Origin of the sequence: Mucilaginibacter sp., from assembly GCF_036383575.1 — a bacterium.
Lineage (GTDB): Bacteria > Bacteroidota > Bacteroidia > Sphingobacteriales > Sphingobacteriaceae > Mucilaginibacter.
The window spans coordinates 1-8,968 of the sequence record NZ_DASVOB010000665.1; the positions used below are offsets into that span (position 1 = coordinate 1).

Annotated in this window: 11 protein-coding genes; 6 read left to right on the plus strand and 5 right to left on the minus strand. The window is 41.6% G+C overall.

All coding sequences use genetic code 11. The features are described from left to right. The 4 genes from VF500_RS23285 to VF500_RS23300 all read left to right on the plus strand — a co-directional run. A partial coding sequence (locus tag VF500_RS23285; protein ID WP_330861970.1) for a c-type cytochrome occupies window positions 1-999 on the plus strand: 999 nt, incomplete at its 5' end. Between the two features lie 129 nt (window positions 1,000-1,128). After that, window positions 1,129-1,500 (plus strand): glyoxalase, encoded by a 372-nt coding sequence (locus VF500_RS23290; RefSeq protein ID WP_330861971.1) that lies wholly within the window; start codon window positions 1,129-1,131, stop codon window positions 1,498-1,500. Window positions 1,501-2,295: 795 nt separating this feature from the next. Then, window positions 2,296-3,843: a DHA2 family efflux MFS transporter permease subunit gene (locus tag VF500_RS23295; protein ID WP_330861972.1), complete on the plus strand. Its 1,548-nt coding sequence runs from the start codon at window positions 2,296-2,298 to the stop codon at window positions 3,841-3,843. Window positions 3,844-3,898: 55 nt separating this feature from the next. Then, window positions 3,899-4,510 carry a TetR/AcrR family transcriptional regulator gene (locus VF500_RS23300; protein WP_330861973.1) on the plus strand — a complete coding sequence of 204 codons (612 nt, stop codon included), beginning with the start codon at window positions 3,899-3,901 and terminating at the stop codon, window positions 4,508-4,510. 28 nt (window positions 4,511-4,538) lie between these two features. On the opposite strand, the gene VF500_RS23305 is transcribed toward VF500_RS23300, so the two are convergent. Together VF500_RS23305 and VF500_RS23310 are read right to left on the minus strand one after the other, a co-directional pair. Then, window positions 4,539-4,931, minus strand: a complete 393-nt coding sequence (locus VF500_RS23305; RefSeq protein ID WP_121227547.1) for a DoxX family membrane protein — start codon at window positions 4,929-4,931, stop codon at window positions 4,539-4,541. Between the two features lie 129 nt (window positions 4,932-5,060). Further along, window positions 5,061-5,291 (minus strand): helix-turn-helix domain-containing protein, encoded by a 231-nt coding sequence (locus VF500_RS23310; protein ID WP_121229323.1) that lies wholly within the window; start codon window positions 5,289-5,291, stop codon window positions 5,061-5,063. A 227-nt stretch (window positions 5,292-5,518) separates the two neighbouring features. Here VF500_RS23310 and VF500_RS23315 point away from each other — a divergent pair, with 227 nt between their 5' ends. Together VF500_RS23315 and VF500_RS23320 are read left to right on the plus strand one after the other, a co-directional pair. Further along, window positions 5,519-6,067, plus strand: a complete 549-nt coding sequence (locus VF500_RS23315) for a fasciclin domain-containing protein (protein ID WP_330861974.1) — start codon at window positions 5,519-5,521, stop codon at window positions 6,065-6,067. A gap of 157 nt (window positions 6,068-6,224) precedes the next feature. Continuing rightward, a complete protein-coding gene (locus VF500_RS23320) occupies window positions 6,225-6,779 on the plus strand; it encodes a hypothetical protein (RefSeq protein WP_330861975.1) in 555 nt (184 codons plus the stop codon). On the opposite strand, the gene VF500_RS23325 is transcribed toward VF500_RS23320, so the two are convergent. The 3 genes from VF500_RS23325 to VF500_RS23335 form a co-directional block, all read right to left on the minus strand. Further along, window positions 6,780-7,028: a hypothetical protein gene (locus VF500_RS23325; RefSeq protein WP_330861976.1), complete on the minus strand. Its 249-nt coding sequence runs from the start codon at window positions 7,026-7,028 to the stop codon at window positions 6,780-6,782. It abuts the gene before it with no gap. Between the two features lie 99 nt (window positions 7,029-7,127). After that, complete coding sequence (locus tag VF500_RS23330; RefSeq protein WP_330861977.1) at window positions 7,128-8,063, minus strand: DUF5996 family protein; 936 nt, start codon at window positions 8,061-8,063, stop codon at window positions 7,128-7,130. Between the two features lie 73 nt (window positions 8,064-8,136). After that, window positions 8,137-8,775, minus strand: a complete 639-nt coding sequence (locus VF500_RS23335) for an START domain-containing protein (RefSeq protein WP_330861978.1) — start codon at window positions 8,773-8,775, stop codon at window positions 8,137-8,139. Between the last annotated feature and the right edge of the window lie 193 nt (window positions 8,776-8,968).

Sequence of the window (8,968 nt, forward strand, 5' to 3'; positions counted from 1 at the left end):
GCTAAAAATACAGAAGGTCCGCACGCTACGCCAAATTCGGCCATAATACCGGCCCACTTAGCTGTAAGGGCACTTGTAAGTATGAATGCGGTTGATGCATGTGTTAGTGCAATTGGAACATCCAATTCAACATTAGCATTATGGGCTTTACGCTATATGTATGATCCTAAAGCAGTGAATGGTTTGATTACTGCTTATCCAAAAATCAAAGATCCCAAAACTAAGAAACAAATACTGGTAACCCTAGCTCGCCTTTATAAACAAGAGGCTTCTTATGATGCATCATGGTGGTGGGGAACCCGGCCCGATTCGCATGGCCCTATTTACAAAGGTATAACCTGGGAAGCTTCACCTCGTATTGAAAAATTCCTGACACTTGAACGGGCCAAATCAGGCGCCGCAGGCAAACAATTTTATGCTGATTTGAATGAGCGCCATCAAATGGGTATCACTGCCTTTGGAGGTGAGGAAAAAAGCGTTGCAACAAAAGAAACCAAAGTGGATTTGGCAAAGATCCTGAATAAAAAAGGGCAGATCGGCAGTACATCTATTGAAGATGTTATGTTGATGTTAGCCAAAGTTAAAGGTGATCCGAAGAAGGGAAAAGCTCTTTTTGCGCAGCAAGGTTGCATAGCTTGTCATAGCCTCACCCGGGGCGAAAAGTTAAAGGGGCCGTTTATGGGACAGATCGGTTCGATCATGAACCGCCAGCAAATTGCCGAATCTATTTTAAAACCAAGCGCCTCAATCTCCCAGGGATTTGCCACGGTGATGATAACAGCTAAAGGCAATAAAAACTATTTGGGATTTATTACGGATGAGTCTGCTCAGAAAATTGTGATGAGAAATATTTCAGGAGATGTATTTACCATTAAATCAAGCGATGTGCTTACCCGGAAGGAACTGAAAACATCCATGATGCCGGTTGGTCTCGCCAATGCATTATCTTATGATGAGTTTGCTTCACTTGTTACTTTTCTTTCTCAGCAAAAGAATTAGGAGCGAAGGTTAATCCTGAGGAGTTGTTTGAAAGTAAGTAGTTATAAAGTATCTTAGTATTTAATTAGTTTCCGGCAATCTGCAGCAAAATTAAGCAGGTTGCCGGCCTCATTTTAAACCCAACCAATCATGCAACACAAGGCTGTATCGCTCAGGCCGTTCATTGGCTCTAAAAATTTTGAAATATCACGCAGTTTTTACCGCGACCTGGGTTTTGATGAGGTTGTACTTGACGCTAATATGTCGGTGTTTAAAACGGGACAACTCGCATTTTACCTGCAAAACGCCTACGTTAAAGACTGGATAGACAATACCATGATCTTTTTGGAAGTTGATGATGTTGCCCGCTATTGGAATGAACTGTTAGCTTTAGATCTGCCTTCAAAATACGAAGGTGTAAGATTAACCCCAATCCGCGTAGAGCAATGGGGGAGGGAATGTTTTTTAAATGATCCCTCAGGCGTACTTTGGCATTTTGGCGAGTTTTTTAACCAAGCTTAATTCTTTTTACGGTCGAAAGGTCGAAGACAATAGTATTAGCCTCCGGTTTAACCTGACTGTCAAGTTCTGTTTCCACACTCAGAACAAGAGCCTCTTACCGATGTGAACACAATAAGTGTTCGGAAGATGCAGATCAGTTGAAAATGTTGGTTTAAAAGCTATGTTATTGTTAACGAGGGAAACCCGGGAAAAATCGTGATGGCGTGTAAAATATATTTTAGGGGTGTTGTGCGAGGGCCGCGTTAGGGATTGTAGAGGAAAGCCCACAGCGAGCGCTGGGTTTGTGTGCAAGCAAAGCGAGGACTTGTAACGGAAAGCCCGGGCCGCAGGCAACGCCCATATTATAAAATCAATCAACACACATTTAATAACCAAAAAATTGCTGCCATGTCATTAAAAAGAGTAACGATGAAGCAATTTTGTAGCTATACAGAGCGGACCTGCATCGACTACGAGATTGCAACGCTACGCTTATAATGACATATTTTTAGCGGTAATTTCATCTTCCGAACATCTGTTGTATAAGCACCCATATATATGCAGGCTGCCCGGTGTGGGATAGATATAAACCTGGTCTTTTCCACAATTAAAATTTCGTAATTGCTGATCAATACGTTAAATCTCAACCTGGCAATCTGGTTGGGCTTGCTCCAGCTATACCCTGTCCTGTAAATCTTCTTCAAAAAAAAGCTTGTCACTCCATCGTAATAATTTATACAATTATTTTAAACAAATGTTTTAATCAAACGATTGATTAATTTTGTGCCATTATTTAAGACACAAAACTTTTATCAAATGGCCGAGTCAGGATTTAAAAAGTGGATAATTACCATTACGGTGATTATAGCCTCACTGTTAGAATTAATAGATACCACCATAGTTAACGTTTCCATTCCCCAGATCCAGGGAAACCTTGGGGCCACCATAACCGATGCCGCCTGGGTAGTAACGGGGTATAGTGTGGCAAACGTGATCATTTTGCCCATGTCGGGCTGGCTGAGTAGTTTTTTCGGGCGCAAAAACTACTTTTTAACTTCCATCATTGTATTTACCATAGCCTCGTTTTTATGCGGCAACGCCAGCAGCCTGACCGAACTTGTTGGCTTCCGAATTTTACAGGGTTTGGCGGGCGGTGGTTTACTGTCAACATCACAGGCCATCCTGATTGAAACATGGCCGGCAGAGCAGTTGGGCACAGCCACAGCCCTGTTTGGGTTGGGCGCTGTTGTTGGCCCGACCATAGGCCCTACCATTGGCGGCTACATAACAGACCATGCCGCCTGGCGCTGGATCTTTTATGTAAATATACCTGTAGGGATCCTGGCTTCTATATTTACGGTAATGTATGTAAAAGTAACATCCCGCGACGGGAAAGATAAACCTATCGACTGGTGGGGGATAGCTTTGCTGGCTATAACCGTTGGCAGCTTACAAACCATATTGGAAAAAGGGGAGGACGAAGATTGGTTTGCCACCACCTATATCATTGTACTTACCTGTGCAGCGGTTATAGGTTTGTTGCTTTTTTTGTGGCGCGAGTTAAGTACCGATCATCCTATAGTTAATTTCAAGATCATGCGCCACCGAAGTTTTTCGGCGGGGATGGTTACCTCTTTTATCCTTGGCGTGGGCTTGTATGGGTCGCAATTTGTTTTTCCTGTTTTTTGTCAAAACCTATTGGGGTTTTCGGCGCAACAAACCGGCGAGATCTTGCTACCCGGCGGTTTGTTCACCATTATGATGATGCCTTTTGTAGGGATTATGCTTAATAAAGGGCTGCCCGCACAATTTATGGCTGTGGGTGGCATGATATTGTTCTTTGTTTTTTCGTGGTTTATGAGCGGCTCAACATTGGCATCTGGCACCGGCGATTTCTTTTGGCCTTTAGCCATCAGGGGGATAGGTTTATCGTTGCTTTTTGTACCGCTTACCACTATTGCTATTGGCGGCCTAAAAGGGGCAGAGATAGGGCAGGGCACGGGTCTCAATAATATGATGCGCCAGTTGGGTGGTTCGTTTGGGATAGCGGGTTTAAATACGCTGATCCATATCCGCGTGGCAACGCACCGTAACAACCTGTTAACCAATATTAATCCATACAATAACTACTTCACCGACAGGTATAACGCCTTGTTGCATGGGTTTATGGCTAAGGGCAAATCGTTTTTTGATGCTTCAAAAATGGCTTATGCTGCTATTGATGGCACCGTTAATAAACAAAGTACGCTGTTAAGCTATAACGATGCTTACATTGTGGTTGGCTGGGTGATGCTGGCGGCAATTCCGCTCATATTTTTGGCACCAATTGTAAAAGGACAAAAAGCTGTGGCCGACTCTCATTAAGCCCTTTGGATGATATATGTTTTTGAATGACTAAATTTGAAAACATATATCATCCATGACTATAACTGCCGAAACAACAACCGAAGAGAAAATATTGAATGCGGCCAGAAATATCTTCACCAAAAAGGGCTTCCTGGCTACTACTGTAAGGGATATAGCTACTGAAGCCAACACCAACGTGGCATCTGTTAACTATTATTTCCGCAGTAAGGAAAATCTTTTTGCGTTTATCATGGATGAAACCATTAAAAAGCTTTTTGATAAAATTGAACCGGTTTTAAACGACGAAACCACCACGGCCATCGAAAAGATTGAGATTTGTGTAGGATATTATATCGACCAGCTTTTGGAAAACCCAGATTTTCCTTTTTTTATGGTGAACGAGGTACTTGCGGGGCAAACCACTTTGCCAATGGTTGAAAAATTTAAAACATTAACAGACTCGGTGTTTGCAAAACAGCTTTATGCCATGCAGGCCGATGGTATCATTAAATTTCAACCCGTTAACCTGATGTGGAATATTACGGGCATGATTGTTTTTCCGTTCCTGTCGCGCCCTCGACAATTGGAGGCTGGTTATTTTAGCGCAGTCGAATTTGAAATGATGATGAAGGAAAGGAAAAAACTTATTCCGGTTTGGATAGGGCAGGTATTGAAGGGGGAGTAAACTTTTGGGGCGTTATCTCAGTAATTCATCACTCACCAATCGCTTTCATGGTAAACATTCCGCTGTAATATTTGCGGTAGGCATAACCCAGCAGCAGATTAGGTACTACCAATGTAACACCCATAAGCCATCCAGAGGGCACTAAAAAAGTATGAAAGAGTAATACATTCAAACTGATCGGGAAAAGTACCACTGCCGAAAATGGCGCATAACGGTTAAACATTAATGACAGCCCGCCTACTATTTGTATCACCTTCTGCATTGGGTAAAAGTAACCGGTACCTTTTAGGCCTGCTATGAAAGCTCCTGCTTTGCCTGTATGAAGTGGCTGATAAGGTATGAAATGTAAAAAGTAATCAAGTCCGAATATCAAATAAAGCGAACCGAGTAATACCCGGCATACCAATGTTGTAGTTTTCATGATTGTTTATAACAGGGCTGAATTTATCGAAAATTTTGCGATCAAACTCATATTTCGAAAATATATGATTGATCTCCCGGGAGAATGGAAATGAGCAACATGGAGAGTTGAAATCGCTTTGCGGGGGCTTTACCGAGCAATAATATGCAGATGCTCTTCTCTTAAAAAATCCACGAGGTCAACTTCCAAAACTTTCGCTATCTCAATGAGCCTGGCAAGGGTGAGCTTAACATTGCCTAATTCAATTTTGCTGAACGTATTTTGCGATACATTGAGTTTGTAGGCAACGTAAAACTGGGTGTAGTTTTTTTCTTCCCTCACTGCACGGATCCTGTTGGCTATAAGTTTTTCGGTAAGCATCTGTTGTTTGCTGGTTTCAATTATAAACGTAATTGTGAACGCCCCGGATTGGAAAAGCACGTAATAAACAGCTGAGTTGTTTTGTATACCTGAAAGCTCACTTTACTCTAAAATAGGGTGTGGTTAATTCATTGACAATTAAATTGTTGTGTTGTTTTTGGGATGCTTGTGAATCTGTTAATTATTATGCATCGTAGTTTCTTTCAAACTAATTAAAACAATAATTTATGAAAAAAATCATCATCATGGCCGTTGCATTAGTAGCTTTTGCAGCAGTCCCTAAAGTTAACGCTCAAACCAAAATGGTAGGCGGCGCAGCTATGTACCCAACTAAAGATATTATTGATAATGCGGTAAATTCCAAAGATCACACTACGCTTGTTACCGCTGTTAAGGCAGCAGGCCTGGTTGAAACCCTGAAAGGCGATGGCCCGTTCACCGTTTTTGCACCAACCAACGAGGCATTTGATAAACTGCCGAAAGAGACCGTGCCAACTTTATTAAAACCAGAGAATAAAGCAACGCTTACCAAAATCCTTACTTATCACGTGGTAGCAGGCCGTTTAAGCTCGGCAGATCTGTGGGCTAAAGTTAAGGCAGGTATGGGTAAAGCCGAACTAAAAACTGTAGCCGGTGGTACACTTACAGTTATGGCAAAAGGCAAAAAACTATACCTTGTTGATGAAAAAGGTGGTAAGTCATGGATCACCATTACCGATGTGTTTCAAAAAAATGGTGTTATTCACGTAGTTAATACTGTGCTGATGCCTAACTAATAAAAGTTTATGTTTTAATACAATGAAGCCCGGTTGCTTAAAAGCACCGGGCTTTTGTTATTCATGAATGCTCAGTGAAAAGGTGAATTGATTTGTATTTAGTTGATTTTGTATGAATTACGGTAGATTAACTTTAAATTAGGTTAAAAGTACGCGTATGGAAAACTTCTGGAAGGAAAAGAAAGATTGGCTGAACAAATTAACCATAGAGGATGCAAAGTTCATATTTGATCAGGCCGAAAAATCTTATAACCACACCATGGAAACGGCAAAGGGAATTTACGAGCGTTCAAACGGGTTGCTAACGCTTGTTTCCGGTATTTTGATCGGTCTTGTGGCTTATGCTATTGGCAGGTGGAAGGATAACCCTCATTTAGATACCTTGTTGTTCACTGCCGTAGTAGGGATATTTTACTTTCTGATATTAGGATTGATATTTATTTTGGAAAGTGTAACACCAAGCGAATATCTTTTACCTGGCACAAGCCCCGAAGCATACTTTAACAACGGGTTTTTCAATGACAAACTTGGTGATGATGACAGGATATTAGCTTTTTATAAGGTTGAGATCATCAATTTTAAGGAACGTATTGAAAAAAACACTAAAAAAAATGATACCAGGTGGAAAATGTACATTCTTTGCTTAAGAGCGATATTTTTTTCGCCCATAGTTATGGGGATTGCTTTTGCTATCGCAACTATAGCTTCCTGATTATTCGGTTTCAAGGTAGTCTCCCTGCTCGGATGATGACAGATCATCATTATTCCATAAACCAGGTGTGTCGGGATCACCTTCCCAATAAGGCTCGCTGTCATCGGCGCAAGGTGCACTTTCTGACAAATCGGTATCTAACCTGCCCACACGGCCCTTACCTGATGTGTTAATATCCCATATATCAGGTATATTTTGACCGTCTTCCTCAGGAGTGGGTGTTTCGTCGGGGTCTGGAAATTGGCTCATAATCAAATAATTATTGCTAATTAAAGTTAATTTATTGTATGGATAAAAGCAAATGAAAATGTGTATTCCCGTTAACCTTAAAGCTATAACGTTTTTACATCAAGCGTTCTTTAAGGCAGACAGATCACATTGCAGGTCTTTATCCCAATTTCCCGTTTTGGCAGCAGCGTCATAAGTAGATTGCAAAAACTGAAGTAACGTCTTTTCCGGATCGGCCGACCTGGAAACAACTTCATAGGTCAATAAAAACTCACCCATTTCTCCACTATAAAATGCTTCAGGAGGCGATACCTGCTGTTTGCTAAAATCTGCCGGAGTTGGGTAACAATAAGCATAAAAAACCGGATGCGGGAAAGCATCAGAGCCGGGCCAAAAGCCACAGGAACTTACTTCCTGCGAATAAGCTTCCTGCATTATTATTGCCGGCATGTTAGGGACACTGCCCTGGTGTTTAGGTGCCGGTCTGCCTGAAAAACGGGTTACGGCAAGGTCAAATCCACCCCAAAAGAAATGTACAGGGCTGTTCTTACCCTGAAACCCAGCCCTGAACTCTGTAAAAACATTATGGACCCTTACCAGCGCCTGCCAGTAATCATGCATGATGGATGCATTATAATTACAGGGCGTATGATTTTCGGCAAAAGGAATGGCTGGCTCAACTTCGTTAGGTACTGCATATATTTCCACACCTGCATTAATCGAGCGGATATTATCCATCAGTAATTTGTAAAATGCAGCTACACTTCCTGTACCAAGTCCAAACGACCGTTTTTCTCCCGTACTGGCAGATATATTAAGCGTATGGCTAATGAAATCAAGATCGATCTGGAAAACGCCACCCTGAAAGGGCATGCTGCCAGTAGTGAGACCGGTAGGGCTTACATAAAGGGTAACCTGCCACGAATGGTTGATCCAGGGCATTTGTTTTAGCCTCACTTTACCAATGATCTGGGTCCACATATGGACACTTGCAATAGTATCTTTAAGGTCATGGTAATCAAGCCTGGGCCAGCGTGTTGTAATTGGGGTACTCATAGGTATGATTTCGCTTAGTTAAAATTACTAATGTTTTGTAGATGTTTTACCTTGTCTTTTTAATTAAATGAACTTAAAGCGGACGTTCCAGAAGCATTTTTAATTTATGAAATGAGTTGTAGGGGCCAATGGGTAAAGTGCTGTTTACCAGCCAGGCAGGAATACTTCCACCAGGATCCACGCTGAAGGTGTAATCAATCTTTAGGGTGTTTTCGTTTTTTACCGTTACGTTCCACAATGCAAGGGAGTATGGCACCCTCACATACTTTTTATCCCTGGGTAAATAATCCGGAAGGCTTTTTACCTGGATCTGAAACTGTTCATGCTTTTCGGCAGGAAGCACACTCAATTCAACTATCAGGTCACGATCCTTCAATGGCCAGGGTAACTTGGATACGGAATGATAAATAAACTGATCGGGGGATACAATTTTCAGCATGTTGTTCTCCTTTGTGCTGTAAACCCAATCATTATAATGATCGATATCCTTTAATGCAGCTATCAGTTTTGTTTTGGTAGTATTAAATTCGCATACTACGTGTATCTCTTTTAGGTTGCCGGTTAAAGGAGTTCTGGAATAAACCTCAATACCATTTTCATCCCGTTTTAATTCCCATTTCCCCTGGGCGTAAAGCCAGGTAGGTGAAAAAAATAAAAAGCAGCTAAAAAGGCATAACCCATTCAGAATATACTTTGTGCGCCGACTCATCATTTGCTTTTTTGTTTTTTTAGATCAAAGTACATGCTGATATGAGGTATTGCTTATGCCGCAGCCCTATCATCCTTATTGACTACAATCGGGATTGCAAATCGTTTCGTATAAATATACAAGTCCGGGCGCAGGAACCGGGAACCTCTGTCTGCGAATCATCGAATTGCATCGACCAATAATGGACCTCCTTTTT